The following is a 16,851-nucleotide window of genomic DNA, read 5'->3' as shown; positions in this document are numbered from 1 at the left end:
ACTTACAACTGCTTACATTTCTTATATGGTGAAAAATTTAACCATGTAAGCCAGATAAGATAAACAGAAGCTTTAATGGTTATCTTGTTAAAAGAGAGGTAGTTGATGGAGTGCTAACTTAATGTTTAAACGCTTGGGGCTATTGAATGTTCCAGAAGGAAAATATTTTATATAAAACTCTATATACAAAAAAGGCGAAGAATGTTCTTCGCCACAAATATTATAGGGTATTACGCAATTTTAAAGCGGGATAGGATTATCCTAATACTTCCTTAAGTTTCTGTGTTTGATGATCTGCTAATTTCTGAAGCGGGCCAGATGCAAGCATTTTCATCATCATATTTAGATCAGCAGAAATAATGTGTTTGGCTTTTGTTCCGCCATTTCCGTTATCCTCTACAGTCCACTTTAATTCTACATCGAAAGGCGCTTTTTCAGTAGGAATAGCTGTTAATTCTTTATTTTCTACTCTATTAGAAATTTTGATGGCCAATTTAGCCATATTCTGGATTGTAAATTGGGCATCATCTTCAGTAGACGACCAGTTATAAATATTTTCTGGCATCAATTGCTGATGATTGTTCATGTTAGATAGAAAAGTATAAACTTCATTAATCGGTTTATTGATTTCTACTGCGCTTTCGATAATCGTCATTATGTTATATTGGTTTTGTATTGTTGAACTGGAGATTAAGACTCTGTGCTCATGATTTCTCCACGACCCCACTCAGAAGGGTTTAAACGCCATTTTCCTAGCATTTCCATGTCGCTTTTAGCAATAATGCTGTGCTCGGCAGCATAATCAATTAAGGCACCATAGTTAGAAAGTGTTAAGTAACGACATTTTGCAGCTGCAAAGTTTTCATCCGCTTTGTCAAAGCCATAAGTAAAGATGGCTGCAAGGCCGGCAACAGATAATCCGGCAGCTCTTAAAGCCTCAACAGCTTGTAAGCTACTTTTCCCGGTAGAGATTAGATCTTCGATCACCACAACGCGTTGTCCTTCTACTACTTCTCCTTCAATTAAGCTTCCTGTTCCGTGCTCTTTTGCTTTAGATCTAACATAAATGAACGGAAGGCCCAATTCCTGAGCAACTAAAACACCTTGAGGAATACCAGCAGTGGCCACTCCAGCAATTACGTCTACAGCTCCAAACTCTTCTTGAATAGCTTGTGCAAGTTTCTGACGGATGTAAGTTCTAACTTGAGGATGGGAAAGGGTAACCCTGTTATCGCAGTAAATTGGCGATTTCCAACCAGAAGCCCAGGTAAAAGGATTATTAGGTTGTAATTTAATTGCCTTTATTTGTAATAAAAATTCAGCTACCTTTAATTCAATATCACTTTTATTATACATGGCCCAAAATTACAGAATTTATATTAACGATAACACTTTGTTTATATCAGATGTTTTGCCTGAGCAGAAAGAAAAAATTCAACAGCTTGAAATTCAGGATTTTGATTTAAAAATATTTTACAAAAAACTGAAAAATGGGTCTAAAAAAAGCTACATTTTTTTAACCAAATCTCCAAAAGAAACGTTCAGGAAGCTGAAGAAGGATTGTGAGATCATTAAAGCTGCGGGCGGATTGGTAGAAAGTGCCAATGGGAATTTCCTTTTTATCTTCAGAAATAAAAAATGGGATTTACCTAAAGGGAAGCTTGAAGATGATGAAAACATGAAGGATGCGGCCGTTAGAGAAGTAGAAGAGGAGTGTGGTATAAAGGTTTTAAAGCGTGAAGGGAAGTTGTGTAAAACCTATCATGTTTATCCTTTAGGTACGAAAATGGTCATCAAAAAAACTAACTGGTACAAAATGACCGTAAAAGGTGAGCCAAAGTTGGTGCCTCAAAAAGAAGAGGGCATAGATAAAGCAGTTTGGTTGCATAAAAATCAGGTTGCTCCGGTAGTAATCAATACTTATCCTTCTATTATGGATGTACTCAAAGCTGGCAACGTTATTGCCTGATGTTATTGATCTTCAGGTGGCAAGTGCCTGAAGATCAATGTTTTTTATTCGTCCTCCAGCTGATCCAGAATCACTTTTATCTTTTCTAAATTTGCCCCATAGTAAAATTTTGCCCATAGCTCTGTAATCACCCCAATAACCAGAATCATGATGAAGCAGTTTAATACAATGTAAAAGGTTGATATTTCACTAACCAGCTGATGGAGTACTGTTCCCTGATTCATGAAAAGATATATGGAAATAAAAGATAGGAAGATAAACCCTATAATGTAGGTTAATGCTTTATACAATTCTATATTTAACTTCATTTCATAATAGAACCACAACAGGTTTTTTCGGGTATCGAGGCTTAAGTCGTAGGAGTGTTTGTAGAAAACATAGAACTTAAAAAAATAGTAAGAAATAAAACCACAGGTTACAGCATAAAAGATTAGGAATACTTGTTTCATCTCTGGAGAGAAGCCAAATACCCTCGGACTAAATGCGACTAAAAGCAGGGAGACAATTTGAACAAAGAATTCCTGTTTCATTTTGGATCTAATATTATCAATAGGTGTTGTAGCTTCCTTAATGCTTAATATATGGCCTGGAATGCTCTTTTCCGGAGCCTTTTCGTTATCCCACTGGTTTTTTAAATCATCAAAATTCATAGCCATTCTTTTTTATAATGAGTTGTAATTTTTCTTTAGTTCTGTTTAGCTTAACGCGGGCATTTACTTCTGTTATCCCCAGGTTATGTGCAATTTCTTTATGAGATTGATCTTCTAAAAAAAGGAAGATCAGGGCTTTTTCAATAGCATTTAGTTCTTGTACCGCTTTGTAAAAATAGCTGAGCTTTTCTTCTTTTTCGTGGTTGTCGCTAAAGTCGGCAATGTCTATCTGCTCATTCAAAGGCGTTTTATCTACTTTACGCTTTTCTTTTTTAAAGTATACCAATGCTGTATTTAAAGCCACCCGATACATCCAGGTAGAGAATTTACTGTTACTTTTAAACGAGGGATAAGCCTTCCATAATTGCAAAATAATTTCCTGGAATAAATCTTCCTGATCATCGATACTATCCATATACATTTTGGAAACTTTATGGATAATGCCTTTATTGGTTTCAATAAGCCTAAGAAATTCTTTTTCCTGATGATTAGACATTATTCTTAAGCTTTATTGGTCAAGTTAACGGCGTAATTTTTTGTATGGTAATCCCTATTTATGAAAGCGAAAATCATGTTAGATTTTATGGGTTTCTTTTTACTAATTTACTCGATTAGTATAGGCTTTCAGAAAACGTTACATAAAAAAAGCAAAGAATTTTTTCTTTGCTTTTTTGCTATTGGTTCATTAGTTCATTTGCCATTGGTTCATTAGGCAATGGTTCATTAGTTCATTGGGCATTAGTTCATTAGGTATTGGTTCATTGAGTGGTTCAATGAGCCTTAATTGATTGGAACTTTGCAATGACTACAGGAATTTGAGCGCCTCGGCTGGTACAAATGGGCTAACATCTCCATGGTTTCTTAAAATGTCGCGTACAATGGTAGAGCTGATGGCCGAATATTCGGGCTTGCTTAATAACAAAATGGTTTCTACCTCTGGCATCATGGTTTGATTGATTTGTGCAATCGCTCTTTCATACTCAAAATCTGCTGCTGAGCGAATACCCCGAACCATGTATGTGGCATTTATTTTTCTGCAGAAATCTACGGTAAGTCCTTCATAGGTTTGCACCTCAATATTCTTGTACCCTGTAAAAACAGTGTTTAAAATGAGTTCCCGTTGCTCGGCGCTTAAGAAATTTTGCTTGGAGCTATTTAAGCCGATGCCTACTATAATTTTATCAAATAAGGGGGTGGCACGCTGTAAGATGTTAACGTGAGCAATCGTAATCGGATCGAATGAACCTGGAAATAGCGCTATCTTCATTTGTCAAATATAAAGTATCGGGTATTTAGTAGCAAGTATCGAGTAGCAAGTATCGAGTATCAAGTATCAAGTATCGAGTAGCAAGTATTGAGTATCAAGTAGCAAGTATTGAGAATTTAGTATTGGGTAGCAAGTGCTTTAACTAAACTCAAAAAAGCTAAAAGAGGAATTTCCGTACTTACGTGTTTCGGTATAGCCTGCCAGGTTATTCAACTTCATATTGCTCTGGTGTTCTACTACTAATAAGCCTTCGGGTTTTAGCAACTGTTGTTCTTTTACTATTACCGGAATCTGCGGGATGTTAGGGAGGTTGTAGGGCGGATCGGCAAAGATCAGGTCGTAAGCACCCGTCATTTGTTTCAGTAACTTAAAAACATCCCCTTTACGCACTTCAATCTGATTAAATTCATGCTTCTTTGCGGTGTTTTTTACCCAGTTCACACAACCATAATCTAAATCTACGGCCAAAATACTTTGTGCATTTCTGGAAGCAAATTCGAATGTTAAATTTCCTGTTCCACAAAAAAGATCCAGTACGCTGCAGTTTTCAATATCGAATCTATTGTTTAATATGTTGAAAAGTGCTTCTTTGGCCATATCGGTTGTAGGCCTTACGGGTAAATTTGCCGGCGGCTGCAGGCGGATTCCTTTTAGGTTGCCCCCAATTATTCGCATAAATCTAAAGCAAGTAAGCCACTGAAATAGTGTTTAGGCATATCGGCCAAAAGTTCACTATCTTGTTTTCCAGCAGGTAAGAAAAAATATAATTGATTGAAGTATTTTAGTAAACAGTTGTAATGATCGTCATCTTCATTGATTATACCTTGCAAATAAACAGGTACTGACTCTGTTAAACCCAGCTGTTCGATAATCAATAGCAAAAAGTAATTGAATTCTTCTGGCGTTTCTGCATCATAATGATTTTGAAAATTAACCTTTTTATCCTTTAAATATAAAATATTGAAAGATGAGGCTGTAAAATCAATGAGTATCGCAGTATCAGCCAAATGCCCTGATAAAGCAATAAGGGGTTCTGATTGAGGGAATAAGGTTGTGGTATCAGGTAATCTTTCTTCTAAGCTGTTGTTTAAACAGAATAGCGTGTTAAAGCCTTGTGATACATTGTGTTTGGTGTTTATTTTAGCTTCTGATCCTATGAATTTAGTATACACAGATAAGTTATCGGCATCGAACCACTCATCAGGGATAAAAAGAAAATTTGGTGTATGAACTGCAGCTTTTATGGCAGCATAAGGTTTAGATAGTAAGGTATCTTGCTCAAACGCAGCCTTAATGGTTCCTTCTACATCATCACAGCCTTGTTTATCAAAAACAATATTAATCTCCTCAGATTCTTTATCTACCACGGCATAAGAAAAGCTATCGTTTGTTATTTTTAACAATAGATGGCATTTTTCTGATGTATCAGCTTCAAAATGGGGATTAACTAATAAAAGGCTGTTATTACTCATTGAAACAAAAATAGACTTTTTTAAGGATTAACAGCAAATGAGGCTTAGTTTTTTATAAAAGCAAATGGGTAAGGGTTAACTTTTAAAGGTTTATGTTTTCAAATATTTTACCTAAATCAAACCTTTTAGGTCATTAAAATTCGAAATATTCGGCTTAAATTCGGAACATGAGTTACAGGCCTACCTATAAAGCTGCGAATACCATTGCGGCAACTATTGAACAACATTTTGAGAAACTTCACTACGCAGCGGAGTCTCAGGGAGAAGTTGATTTAGCCTCCAGACCTCATAAAAAGATTATTGAAGAAATTATTGACGTTGCTTTTTGGAGTAGTTTACGCAAGGAGGAAGGACATTCGCCACGCATTTCTATTGCTTTTATGCCCCCTTCTCAAACTTCTAAACCATTGATGTTTGCCAAACGAATGGCGCTGAATGCGAATACGCTTACCAAAATTGCACCTGGTATTGAACGTTCTGGAATCCACTTAGGGGTATGGGAAGAGGATGGCGAACTTTATATCTGGGGCACTACACTCAATATTCCCAATTTCTGTTTTGTAGTTGATGTTTCCGAGCCTGGTTTGATTGTAATTAAACACCGGCGTATTTATGGAATAGGAAAATATACCAATGTTGCCGTGCTGAAAGGAGAGCAAATCCGGATTGTGGATGATACAAGTTGTGAGAACCGTGATTGTCCGCCAATATTAAAGGCATTATTAGATTTAACGGTACTGGCGAGCTGGAATGATCCGATTAATATCCTGATACAGTTCTCGGTTTCTATGCGTGGGCATGGAAGGGGCGGGGCATTGCTTATTGTACCAAGAAATGATACCAAATGGGAAGAATCGATTATTCACCCCATTCAATATTTAATAGAACCACCTTTTTCTGGCTTGGCTAACCTGGCTAAGCAAAGCGGTAATCAAACTGAAATCTTTTCGCAGAGTGCTTTAAGGAGGGAAGTTGAACATTTAGCAGGCTTAACAGCAGTGGATGGGGCAACAATTATTAATGAAGATTTTGATCTCATTGCCTTTGGGGCTAAAATTGGCCGCGCTAAGGGTAAACCTACCGTAGAGCAGATTGCCTTTTCTGAACCGATTGTGCATGGCGAGGATAAAATTCTTTTCCCAGGTCAGTTGGGTGGTACCAGGCATTTTTCTGTAGCGCAATTTGTTAACGATCAGCCACAAGCTATTGGCCTGGTTGCTTCTCAAGACGGGCATTTTACCATATTTAGTTGGAGCACACAGCAGAATATGGTTATGGCACATCGCATTGAAACCTTACTTTTGTAAAAAACTCTGTATTGAGAGTAGCTGCCTAAGCTTTTTTCTTTGCCATTTGTCTGGGGCTTGCCTGGATAGTAGTACTGTTTGAGCCAAATTTAAACCGTATTGCAACAGCATCCTTTTTTGGTTAGATATTGCTTATTTATTTCGGTGAGCATCAAAAAAGATAACGTGGAAAGACGGAATACGCAAACAAACAGGCAAGAGTTTTGCTTTTCTCAACAAGAGTGTTATTAAATAGAAATAGATATTAGGTGATTAATACTAAAAGCCAACTGATTTCATCAGCTTACCAGCATACCCCAACCAAAGAGCAACTGCTTTTCTGTGAGCGTATGTCGGTTTTTTTACAGGAACAGGATACTTACCGGTGTTTTGTGTTGAAGGGGTATGCCGGAACAGGTAAAACAACCTCGGTAGCTGCCGTAGTGAAGGTTCTGAGTCAATTCGGACTTAAGAGCGAATTGTTGGCACCCACGGGAAGGGCAGCGAAGGTAATGAGCCAATATTCGAATAGAAAGGCACTTACCATTCATAAACGCATCTATAGAAAACGTTCGGCTGCCTCGCCTGAGCTGCAGTTTCAGATTGCCCCAAATTTAGCTGAAAATACCTTGTTCATTATTGACGAGGCCTCGATGATTGCGGATGAGTATAATGAAACCGGCTCTTCTATTTTGCAAGACTTGCTGGAGTTTGTGTATAACGATAAGAATTGTTTTTTACTTTTTGTAGGCGATACGGCTCAGCTTCCGCCGGTGGGTAGTTTAGAGAGTCCGGCATTGAATGAACAATACTTAAAGGACAAGTTCGGTTTGGCTGTTTCTTCCATAGAATTGAAAGAGGTTGTGCGGCAGGGGAAAAAGTCGGGTATTTTAGCCAATGCAACGATGTTGAGGAACCAGATTGCTAAAAATCCGGAACATCCCATGCCCAGGTTTTTAACCAAGGCTTTTACCGATATCTTTAATATGCAGGGTGCACGGTTGGTAGAGGGACTTGAATATGCTTACCGCAAGTTTGGAATAGAAAATACGCTTGTGGTTTGTCGATCTAATAAATCGGCCAATGTTTATAATCAACAGATTAGGGCCCGGTTGCTTTACAGGGAAGAGGAACTTACAGGTGGTGATCAGATCATGGTGGTGAGGAACAATTATTTTTGGCTTCCAGATAATGATGAAACCGCTTTTATAGCCAATGGTGATATGGCGAAGGTGATTCGGGTTAGAGGGGAGGAAGAGCGTTATGGTTTTCGCTTTACGGATGCGACTTTGGAATTTTTAGATTTTCCATCTGCAGGCCAGATTGTATGTAAAGTTATGCTGGATACGCTTAATTTGGAAACGGCCAACTTGCCGTATGAACAAAATAAAAAGCTTTTTGAGGGTTTGAATGAAGATTATTCGCACATTGCCAATAAGCGGCAAAGGATGCTTGCCATTAAACAAGACCCTTATTACAATGCCCTCCAAATTAAATTTGCTTACGCGGTAACGTGCCATAAAGCCCAGGGTGGGCAGTGGGATGCTGTTTTTGCCGATCAAGGTTATTTAACTGAAGAAATGATTGACCTGGATTTCTTGCGCTGGTTGTACACTGCTGTAACGCGGGCTAAAATGGAACTTTATCTGGTTAATTTTGCTCCACAGTTGTTTGCGAAAACCGCTCAGGAGGATTACTTTTAATGAGTATCAAGTATTTAGTAGTTAGTATCAAGACTGGATGCATGTTCTTTCAACTTTACACTTTTAACTTTCCACTTTTAACTTTTCCAGTATCAAGTATTTAGTATCAAGTATCAAGTATCAAGATTGGGCATATGTTTCAACTTTCCACTTTCAACTTTTCACTTTTTCCACTTTTAACTTTTCCAGTATTTAGTACTAAGACTGGGTTTAAATCTTTGGTACCTAAGATGCCTAAGGTGGTTAATGAAGCGCCTGAAATCCGCTTAAAAATCCTTATCTTAACCAGCTAACCGAATCTTGTATGAAATTTGCTTTTTCGCTTAAAAATAAGTTAAAAATAGCCTTTTTGCTTTTCTGCATCATGTGCTGTACTTTGTTAATCCGTTTTTTAGAAGATAAAAGCGTTAAGAAGATCAATGAATCTTTTATTTCGATGTATAACGACCGGCTTATTCCAGCTACAGATCTTTACTTTATAGCAGAAAACCTCTATCACAAAAACACCATCCTTCAGGAGGCTTTAAATGATGATACTGATTTCTCTAAGGCTAATTTGTTGCAGTTGTCTAAGCACAATCAGAAAATAGATTCGGTGATTAGTAAGTATGAGTTAACTTTACTGGTAAAGCAGGAAAGATATTTTCTAAATGATCTTAAAAGCGCACTGGCTACACAAAAGGCATTGGAGGGCAAAGTTTTAGTGCTGGCAGGATCAAATACAGAGCTTTATGAAACATTGGTTAAAAGTGCCTCTACTAAAACCCTGGATAAGTTATCTGCGCTGATTAAGATACAATCGAAGGTAGGGGATGAACTGATTAAAGATTCCAGGATATTTGTTTCGGGAACGAAGATTTATTCTACATTTCAAGTTATTCTGGCAATCGCTATCGGAATTATGATCGTTGGCATTGTATCTGCTTCTAACGTTGTTAAAATTCAGAATGATAAGTTTAATCTGAATTAAAATAGTATCTTGCTGAACTTAATATTATTCAGAAAGGGCTAAAGAAACCGCTTCGTTTAATTTTTCGTCATTAAACAAACGGTAAACATGTTCATTCTCCTTTTTCTGGTTATCCATTGGTACGCATCTTTGTTTTTCCAATCATTTTTTCATCACCGGTATGCCGCTCATAATCATTTTACCATGAGCAGGGCCTGGGAAAAGTTTTTTTACATCTGTTGTTTTATTACTCAGGGTTCTTCTTACATCAGTGCTACCAGCTATGGTTTAATGCACCGTTTACATCACGCGCATACCGATACAGAGAAAGACCCTCATTCACCGTCGTATACCGATAATATGTTTGCGTTGTTATGGCAAACCCGTAATAATTATAACAGTATCTTTTTAGGCAGAATAAAGGTTGATGATAAATATAAAAAGGATTTGCCTGAATGGGCTGCATTTGATAAGATGGCACACAATTGGATTGCCAGGCTAGCCTGGGGTGCTTTTTATATAGGCATTTATGCTTTGTTGGTTACCCAATGGTGGATGTGGCTATTTTTACCGATTACCTTTGCCATGGGGGCTTTACAGGGAATTGCGGTAAACTGGTGGGCGCATAAGTTCGGTTACAGGAATTATACCGTAAACAATACCTCTAGAAATATTATGCCTGTTGATCTGATTTTTTGGGGAGAGGCGTACCATAATAATCACCATAAAAACCCGGGTAGGGCTAACAATGCAGTGAAATGGTTTGAAATTGATGCGGGATATGGCTTGATGATCCTGATGCATAAGATGAGGATCATCAAACTAAAGCCTGTTAATATTTAAGTGAAATTATTCCCCCTGATCATCAAGGAGTCTGATTTCCTCATCAGAAATGGTAATTAATCTTTCTTTGTATAGGGAACCTATGGTCTTTTTAAAAGCACTTTTGCTGATTTGGAAGCGTTGATAGATATCTTCTGGCGTACTTTTATCGCCCAATTCAACAATACCGCCACTTTTTTTCAATTCTTTCAGAACCACTTCTTTAGAATCGAGGATATGTCCGTAGCCACTAGGCTGAAGGGTTAAATCAATTTTGCCCTCTACCCTGATCTTTTTAATCCAGCCTTTGCGTCTGTCACCTGGTTTTACATCTACAAAAACTTCATTAAAATACAGCAGGCCAATGTTTCTATTGTTGATAATGGCATTGTAGCCTAAATCTGTTTCTTCGGAAATCAATAAGCTCACCTCGTCGCCTTCTTCGAAATCGAAATCTTCTTCCTCCACAAAATCATATAGTTTTGATGAAGCACAAAGGCGATCATTTTGTTCATCGAGGTAAAGATAAACGACATATTTATAGCCTTTTTGCATGGGCCTTTTTTGCTCTCTGGCAGGAACGTATACATCTTTATCAATGCCTAAATCCATAAAAGTTCCTTCTTCTCCGTCTGATACTACTTTTAAGAAAGCAAAATCGCCTACGCAGGCATAAGGTTTTTGAGTGGTGGCGGTAAGTCGGCCATCTTTTTGAACAAAGACAAAAACATTTAAATGGTCGCCAATTTCTGTTCCTGTGGGTACGTAAACATAGGGTAGAACTACCAGCTTATCACCGTCTGTTAAATTTAATCCGACTTCTGTTTTACTTAAAACTCTTAATTCGTTGTATTTTCCTATTTCTATCATGTTGTGGTTATCCCATTATCTTCAATGAGATGCAGTACAAAGGTAACAATCTTTCTGTGCTGGCTGAGATTTAAATTTGCAGATGGGACAAAATTAGTTACTTTAGAGGCTTAACCGAAAAACATTATATCTAAATGAATCAGCAAATTCCAACATTTTTTTTAAGCGACGAGTATTTTATTGATGAGAAAGTAAACTTTTTAAAGTTTGCAAATGAGTACAAGGTTTATAATGACAAAGCAGAACAGATTGGAATGATTAAGCAACGCGTAAGTGGCTGGCATAAAGTACTGCGTTTGTTAATTAACAAGGCCATGATGCCTTTTCAACTGGAAATTACCGACACTAACGGTGCTTTACAAGCTACGATTTACAGAGGCTGGACCTTCTGGATGTCGAAAATTACAGTTACCGATCCAACCGGGGTTGAAGTAGGTTCTATTAAACAGAAGTTCAAATTTTTTAAACCAACCTTTACCATTTCAAATCCGGTATCTGGCAGTGAGATTGCTAAAATTACGGGCGACTGGAAAGCCTGGAACTTTACCATTACCAATAATGATGGCTTAGAAGTGGGTAAAATCAGTAAAAAGTGGGGAGGAGCGTTAAAAGAAGTGTTTACCACAGCAGATAAATACAATGTTTCTATTAATCCAACTTATGCAGAGAGTAACCAAAAAGTAGCTATTGTTGCTACAGCGATTACTATCGATATGGTATTAAAGGAGAGTAAATAACAACTTTAATAAGATATATTGGAATGCCCGAAGAGATTCGGGCATTTTTTGTTTAATGTATTCGGGAGGGTTTAAAATAAAACGGTTAAATTTGAGGTATAGATTCATTACATGGAAAAACCTAAGCAGGAAAAGAAATCAAGCATTTTCAGTTTACTCGCATCTTACAGAAGCTTAATCCTGCTTTTGATCTTATTTGCTTTATTGAGCAATGGTATTAATTTATTGTTGCCGAAAATTATTGCACATGGTATTGATAGCTATACCAATGGAACATTCAAAATAGAGCCTGTTTTAATTCAGTTTTCTTTAGCCATTTTATTGGTATTTCTTTTTACCTACTTGCAGAGTATCATTCAAACCTATGCCTCAGAAAAAGTAGCTAAGGATTTAAGGTCGAAGCTTTCTGATCAGATTTCCAGGCAGAGCCATGCCTATGTAATACAGGCAAATCCATCTAAATTGCTTACCAACCTTACTTCGGATGTAGATTCGATTAAAATGTTTGTTTCCCAGGCGATTGTTTCGATGGCTTCTTCTATATTTCTAATTGTTGGAGCCAGCATCTTATTGCTCATGATTAACTGGAAATTAGCACTTTGTGTCATCGCTATTGTTCCAATAATTGGGGGTGCATTTTTCTTTGTATTGAGCAAGGTAAGGGTATTGTTTAAGAAGAGCAGAGAGGTAATAGATTGGTTAAATAAAGTGATCAGCGAAAGTATTTTAGGTTCAGCCCTCATTCGGGTAGTTAATGCGCAAATGTTAGAGTACCATAAATTTTTAGATGCCAATGGCCGGGCAAGAGATTTGGGCTTATCTATTTTGCGGTTGTTTGCGGGATTAATTCCCATCATTGTTTTTGTGTCAAACCTTGCTGGCTTATGTATTTTGGTTTTGGGCGGGCATTTTGTCATTACCAATTCAATGACCCTTGGCGAATTCACTGCTTTTAACAGCTATTTGGCGCTTATCATCTTTCCTATTCTGGTTATTGGTTTTATGAGTAACGTAATTGCGCAGGCTACCGCCTCCTATCAGCGTATCGAGTCGGTTTTAAATGCAGCGGAAATTAAACATCCGGGAACTATTCAGCTAGATTTGATTGGAGCCGTGGAAGCGAAAGATATTTCTCTATCATTTGGTCAGAAACCTGTTTTAAAAGCAATTTCCTTCAGTGCCAAAGCAAGCTCCAGAACAGCAATTATTGGCCCAACAGCTGCGGGTAAAACACAACTGCTCTATATTTTAACCGGATTAATCAATGCCGATAGTGGGGAGGTACTTTTTGATGGTAAGCCAATCAATGAATATAACCAGGAGAATTTCCACAGGCAGGTAGGTTTTGTATTTCAGGATAGCATCATTTTCAATATGAGCATTCGTGAAAATATTGCTTTCAGCGATACCGTTACAGATGAATCTTTAGCCAAGGCGATAGAAACAGCAGAACTTAGAGATTTTGTTGATGCTTTGCCAGATAAATTAAATACTATTGTTTCGGAGCGGGGAAGCAGCCTTTCTGGGGGGCAAAAACAGCGCATTATGTTAGCCAGGGCGCTGGCTGTTAATCCGAAAATACTGTTGCTGGATGATTTTACGGCAAGGGTTGATTACAATACGGAAAAGCGTATTCTGGATAATATCCAAAAGAATTACCCCAATTTAACCTTGATTTCCGTTACGCAAAAAGTGGCCTCAGTTACCCATTATGAAAAAGTTATTTTACTGATGCAGGGAGAAGTTATTGCAGAAGGAAACCACGAAGAACTTTTAAAAACCAGTCCGGAATACGTTCAGATATACCATTCACAACAGAGCACCAGCAACTATGAACTACAATCTTAATCAGCTCAGTACGCAGCAGGAAAAGCAGTCTACCTACAAAGCCCTGAAAAGATTGCTTCAACTGATTTCTGCCGAGCGGAAAAATCTTTGGCTGGCGCTGATCGCGATATTGGTAAATTCAGGTTTACTTTTGCTGGGGCCACTTTTAGTGGGCCACACGGTCGATACGTACATCCGTACAAAGCAATATCATGGTGTACTGGTTTTTGGAGGTATTTTATTGGTAATGTATTTCTTCGCTATGCTTACCGGATATACCCAAACCAAATTAATGGGCGGAGTAGGGCAACGGATGTTATACACGTTGCGAAGTGCAATTTTCAATAAGCTACAGGAATTACCAGTTTCTTTCTTTAATCAGAATAAGGCCGGAGATTTAATCTCCCGTGTAAATAATGATACGGATAAACTCAATCAGTTTTTTTCTCAATCGCTGATGCAATTTATTGGCAGCATTGTAACCATGATAGGTGCAGGAATTTTTATCCTCTCTATTCATATTGAATTGGGAGCAGCGGCTCTGGTTCCGGCAGTAGTTATTGTCCTGTTCACCATGGTATTATCCCCATGGGTAAAAAGAAAAAATGCCACCAACTTAAAAAGTGTTGGGGGAATGAGCGCAGAAATTCAGGAAAGCCTTAATAATTTTAAAGTGATTATTGCCTTTAACCGCAGAGATTACTTTAGAAAGCGATTTGATGATGCCAATAAAGAAAATTATAAAACAGCTATTGGTGCAGGATTGGCTAACAATATTTTTGTTCCCGTTTATGGATTACTGTCCAGTGCAGCACAATTAACTGTATTGCTTTTTGGTATTTATCTTATTTCAAAAGGTTCATTTACGCTGGGTTTATTAGTGAGTTATATTTCTTATACCACAAACTTTTATAATCCTTTAAGGCAGTTGGCAGCCTTGTGGACGAGTTTTCAGGTAGCTATGGCCAGTTGGGACCGGATTTCTCAGATTCTTTTATTGGAGACTGATTTAAAGCAAATTGATCAAGTTTCTGAAATTAGTTCTGATGCCTTAATGGAGTTTAAGGATGTACATTTTTCTTATGACGGTACCAAAGAGATTTTACATCACATCAACCTGCGATTCGAAAAAGGAAAAACCTATGCGCTAATTGGGCCAACGGGGGGAGGTAAAACCACTACAGCCTCGCTAATCTCCCGATTGTATGATGCAACTAAGGGAACTGTACTGCTAAATGGTAAAGACATCAGAACTTATAGTGCTGAAGAGCGTACACAAAAAATTGGTTTTATCCTTCAGGAGCCCTTTTTATTTACAGGAACAGTAAAGGATAATATTTTATATGGAAATCCTCAATACAAAGCGGTTACCGACGATGAATTAAAGCAAATCATTGCTGAAGCTAATTTAAACGATCTCCTCGCCATATTTGACGAAGGACTGAGTACACAAATTACTTCAGGTTCAGATAGCATAAGTTTGGGACAGAAACAATTAATTGCATTTATGAGAGCCGTGTTACGCAATCCGGAGCTTCTTATTCTGGATGAAGCCACGGCCAATATTGATACCATAACTGAGCAATTGTTGAGTAGCATTTTAAACAAACTTTCTAAAGAAACCACCTTAGTGATCATTGCACACCGTTTAAATACCATTGAAAATGCCGATGAAATTTATTTTGTGAATGAAGGAGAGGTGCAACAGGCAGGAACCTTAAAACATGCCCTTGATATGCTGTTGGAAGGGAAAAGAGTAAGTTAATTTATTTCGCCGTGGCTACATTGCATATGATAGGAAGTTTCACAAAGAAGGTACTACCTTTATGTACAGTGCTTTCAAACCAGAGTTTGCCGGCATGAGCCTCTATTATTTTCTTTGAAGTAATTAACCCAATACCATAAGATTTTTCCCCTTCCGTTCCTTCGCGTTTAACATTTTCCTGGAGGCTGAATATGTTGTTTTTGATCTCCTCGGGCATGCCTATACCCGTATCCTGGATACTGATCATGGCGATCTCGTCCAAAAGCTTTAAGCTCACTTTTATTTCAGTTTCTGGAGGACTAAATTTAATGGCATTGGTAATCAAGTTACTGATTACCCGATAAATTTTCTCCCGGTTAAGCATAAACTGAACTGGCTGACTATTCAGGATGATTTTTTGGTTTTTTTCTAAAGCTTTATATTGTAATAGATTTACGCAATATTTCAATAGTTTTTCTAAATCTACCAGCTCTTTATCCATCTCCATTCGGGCAGAGCCTTCATTAAGCAGGTCATTCACAAATTTTAAAGAATCTTCGCTGGAATCTTTAATGAGCTGAACCATTTGTTTTTCATCTTCATTAAGGTTCTCACTATCCAGTAAAAATTCTGTTAAGAGTGCAATTCCTGTAATGGGGCTTCGTAAGTCGTGCATCACTACATTTTGAACTTCCAGATGTCTGATTTGACTTTGCTATAAAACATCCAATGCATTTTGAAGATTAAGATTCTGTTCGCCTACCTGCCTGTTGAGGTCGTTTAACTTTTTATTAAGTTGTTTTGAACGCTGAGAATATCTGTACATCAGGTATACTATAACTGCGGCTGCAGCCAGGAGAATGATAGAAATAATTAGATAAAGCCTGTTTAGCTGACTTTGCTTTTTAAGGATATCTAACTCATAATCCTTCTGCAAATCGAATATTTTTTTTCCGGGATCTGCGTCGAAAAGTAACTTTTCTTTAGCTGTTATTTTTTCCTGAATTTTTAAAAAGATTTTTGATTGAATTTTGATAGAATCTTGCAGACCAAGCCTGATAAAATAATTCAGTTTGGTTTTGCTGAGAAAAAAATTCCCTTTATCAACCGACATTGGATCTAGAACATTGTTTTGAAGCATTATCTCGGCATTTTGAAGGTGTTGCCTACCTGCTTTTAATTTGCCTGTTTCTATATAAAGTCGGGCTAACCGTATTTCCGATTGCATGGCAATCGGGTTTATTCTGTAATCCCTTTTGCTGGTTGCAATGCTTTTAAGATATAGTGCTTCAGCCTGTTTAAAATCGGACTGTTCATAATAGGTATCTCCGATATTTTGCAGGATTACACCATGAGCTTCAGCCAGAAAAATCTTCTTGTCAGCATATCGCGCCGATCGTTGATTAACATAGATTTGAGCTTTCTTAAAGTACAGCATGGCGCTATCCAGCATCTTAAGTTTCAGGAAACTCAAGCCTGCATTATCTAAAGAACCTTGATTTTGTACAAATGCGAGAAAGGTTTCCGGGCATTTTTTCCCGTTTTCAAAACTTTG

The 16,851-nt window shown here is 37.6% G+C and carries 18 protein-coding genes; 8 read left to right on the top strand and 10 right to left on the bottom strand.

Features of this window, described 5'->3' with window-relative positions; translation table 11 throughout:
- Positions 1-256 precede the first annotated feature (256 nt).
- Both BMX11_RS01730 and pyrE read right to left on the bottom strand, forming a co-directional pair.
- Positions 257-655 carry an SRPBCC family protein gene (locus BMX11_RS01730; protein WP_090880448.1) on the bottom strand — a complete coding sequence of 133 codons (399 nt, stop codon included), beginning with the start codon at positions 653-655 and terminating at the stop codon, positions 257-259.
- Between the two features lie 35 nt (positions 656-690).
- Positions 691-1,356 carry an orotate phosphoribosyltransferase gene (pyrE, locus tag BMX11_RS01725; RefSeq protein WP_090880445.1) on the bottom strand — a complete coding sequence of 222 codons (666 nt, stop codon included), beginning with the start codon at positions 1,354-1,356 and terminating at the stop codon, positions 691-693.
- Between pyrE and BMX11_RS01720 the strand changes: the two genes are divergently transcribed.
- On the top strand, positions 1,355-1,969 hold the full coding sequence (locus BMX11_RS01720; RefSeq protein WP_090880443.1) for an NUDIX hydrolase: 615 nt from the start codon (positions 1,355-1,357) through the stop codon (positions 1,967-1,969). The two genes, pyrE and BMX11_RS01720, sit on opposite strands and share 2 nt — an antisense overlap.
- A 44-nt stretch (positions 1,970-2,013) precedes the next feature.
- Here BMX11_RS01720 and BMX11_RS01715 read toward each other — a convergent pair whose 3' ends face one another.
- The 5 genes from BMX11_RS01715 to BMX11_RS01695 all read right to left on the bottom strand — a co-directional run bounded on the left by BMX11_RS01715 (position 2,014) and on the right by BMX11_RS01695 (position 5,358).
- Positions 2,014-2,619 (bottom strand): hypothetical protein, encoded by a 606-nt coding sequence (locus BMX11_RS01715; protein WP_090880441.1) that lies wholly within the window; start codon positions 2,617-2,619, stop codon positions 2,014-2,016.
- The gene (locus BMX11_RS01710; RefSeq protein WP_090880438.1) at positions 2,609-3,115 is read right to left on the bottom strand and encodes an RNA polymerase sigma factor; all 507 of its coding nucleotides are present in this window, start codon (positions 3,113-3,115) and stop codon (positions 2,609-2,611) included. Before BMX11_RS01710 ends, BMX11_RS01715 begins: the two co-directional genes overlap by 11 nt.
- 309 nt (positions 3,116-3,424) lie before the next feature.
- Positions 3,425-3,886, bottom strand: coding sequence for a pantetheine-phosphate adenylyltransferase (gene coaD / locus BMX11_RS01705; protein ID WP_090880435.1), 462 nt, complete (start codon positions 3,884-3,886; stop codon positions 3,425-3,427).
- Positions 3,887-4,024: 138 nt separating this feature from the next.
- Positions 4,025-4,561 carry a 16S rRNA (guanine(966)-N(2))-methyltransferase RsmD gene (gene rsmD, locus BMX11_RS01700; protein WP_090880432.1) on the bottom strand — a complete coding sequence of 179 codons (537 nt, stop codon included), beginning with the start codon at positions 4,559-4,561 and terminating at the stop codon, positions 4,025-4,027.
- Positions 4,552-5,358, bottom strand: coding sequence for a DUF3822 family protein (locus BMX11_RS01695; protein WP_090880430.1), 807 nt, complete (start codon positions 5,356-5,358; stop codon positions 4,552-4,554). The genes rsmD and BMX11_RS01695 overlap by 10 nt, the downstream gene beginning before the upstream one ends.
- 167 nt (positions 5,359-5,525) lie before the next feature.
- Between BMX11_RS01695 and BMX11_RS01690 the strand changes: the two genes are divergently transcribed.
- The 4 genes from BMX11_RS01690 to BMX11_RS01675 all read left to right on the top strand — a co-directional run bounded on the left by BMX11_RS01690 (position 5,526) and on the right by BMX11_RS01675 (position 10,139).
- Positions 5,526-6,665, top strand: coding sequence for a putative sensor domain DACNV-containing protein (locus BMX11_RS01690; RefSeq protein WP_090880427.1), 1,140 nt, complete (start codon positions 5,526-5,528; stop codon positions 6,663-6,665).
- A gap of 248 nt (positions 6,666-6,913) precedes the next feature.
- A complete protein-coding gene (locus BMX11_RS01685; RefSeq protein WP_175474445.1) occupies positions 6,914-8,347 on the top strand; it encodes an ATP-dependent DNA helicase in 1,434 nt (477 codons plus the stop codon).
- A 304-nt stretch (positions 8,348-8,651) separates the two neighbouring features.
- The gene (locus tag BMX11_RS01680; protein WP_090880424.1) at positions 8,652-9,317 is read left to right on the top strand and encodes an MCP four helix bundle domain-containing protein; all 666 of its coding nucleotides are present in this window, start codon (positions 8,652-8,654) and stop codon (positions 9,315-9,317) included.
- Between the two features lie 87 nt (positions 9,318-9,404).
- Positions 9,405-10,139, top strand: coding sequence for an acyl-CoA desaturase (locus BMX11_RS01675; RefSeq protein WP_090880421.1), 735 nt, complete (start codon positions 9,405-9,407; stop codon positions 10,137-10,139).
- A gap of 6 nt (positions 10,140-10,145) precedes the next feature.
- Here BMX11_RS01675 and BMX11_RS01670 read toward each other — a convergent pair whose 3' ends face one another.
- On the bottom strand, positions 10,146-10,988 hold the full coding sequence (locus BMX11_RS01670; protein WP_090880418.1) for a CvfB family protein: 843 nt from the start codon (positions 10,986-10,988) through the stop codon (positions 10,146-10,148).
- Between the two features lie 134 nt (positions 10,989-11,122).
- Between BMX11_RS01670 and BMX11_RS01665 the strand changes: the two genes are divergently transcribed.
- From BMX11_RS01665 to BMX11_RS01655, 3 genes are all read left to right on the top strand, one after another.
- Positions 11,123-11,725, top strand: a complete 603-nt coding sequence (locus BMX11_RS01665; protein WP_090880415.1) for an LURP-one-related/scramblase family protein — start codon at positions 11,123-11,125, stop codon at positions 11,723-11,725.
- 111 nt (positions 11,726-11,836) lie between these two features.
- Positions 11,837-13,573 carry an ABC transporter ATP-binding protein gene (locus tag BMX11_RS01660; protein WP_090880412.1) on the top strand — a complete coding sequence of 579 codons (1,737 nt, stop codon included), beginning with the start codon at positions 11,837-11,839 and terminating at the stop codon, positions 13,571-13,573.
- A complete protein-coding gene (locus BMX11_RS01655) occupies positions 13,557-15,317 on the top strand; it encodes an ABC transporter ATP-binding protein (RefSeq protein ID WP_090880410.1) in 1,761 nt (586 codons plus the stop codon). Before BMX11_RS01660 ends, BMX11_RS01655 begins: the two co-directional genes overlap by 17 nt.
- A gap of 1 nt (position 15,318) precedes the next feature.
- Here BMX11_RS01655 and BMX11_RS01650 read toward each other — a convergent pair whose 3' ends face one another.
- Together BMX11_RS01650 and BMX11_RS01645 are read right to left on the bottom strand one after the other, a co-directional pair.
- Positions 15,319-15,972: a sensor histidine kinase gene (locus BMX11_RS01650; protein WP_090880407.1), complete on the bottom strand. Its 654-nt coding sequence runs from the start codon at positions 15,970-15,972 to the stop codon at positions 15,319-15,321.
- Between the two features lie 39 nt (positions 15,973-16,011).
- Positions 16,012-16,770: a hypothetical protein gene (locus tag BMX11_RS01645; RefSeq protein ID WP_139180108.1), complete on the bottom strand. Its 759-nt coding sequence runs from the start codon at positions 16,768-16,770 to the stop codon at positions 16,012-16,014.
- Positions 16,771-16,851 lie beyond the last annotated feature (81 nt).

It is taken from the genome of Pedobacter rhizosphaerae (assembly GCF_900111155.1).
Taxonomy (GTDB): domain Bacteria; phylum Bacteroidota; class Bacteroidia; order Sphingobacteriales; family Sphingobacteriaceae; genus Pedobacter; species Pedobacter rhizosphaerae.
This window is presented reverse-complemented; position numbering and strand designations above follow the sequence as displayed.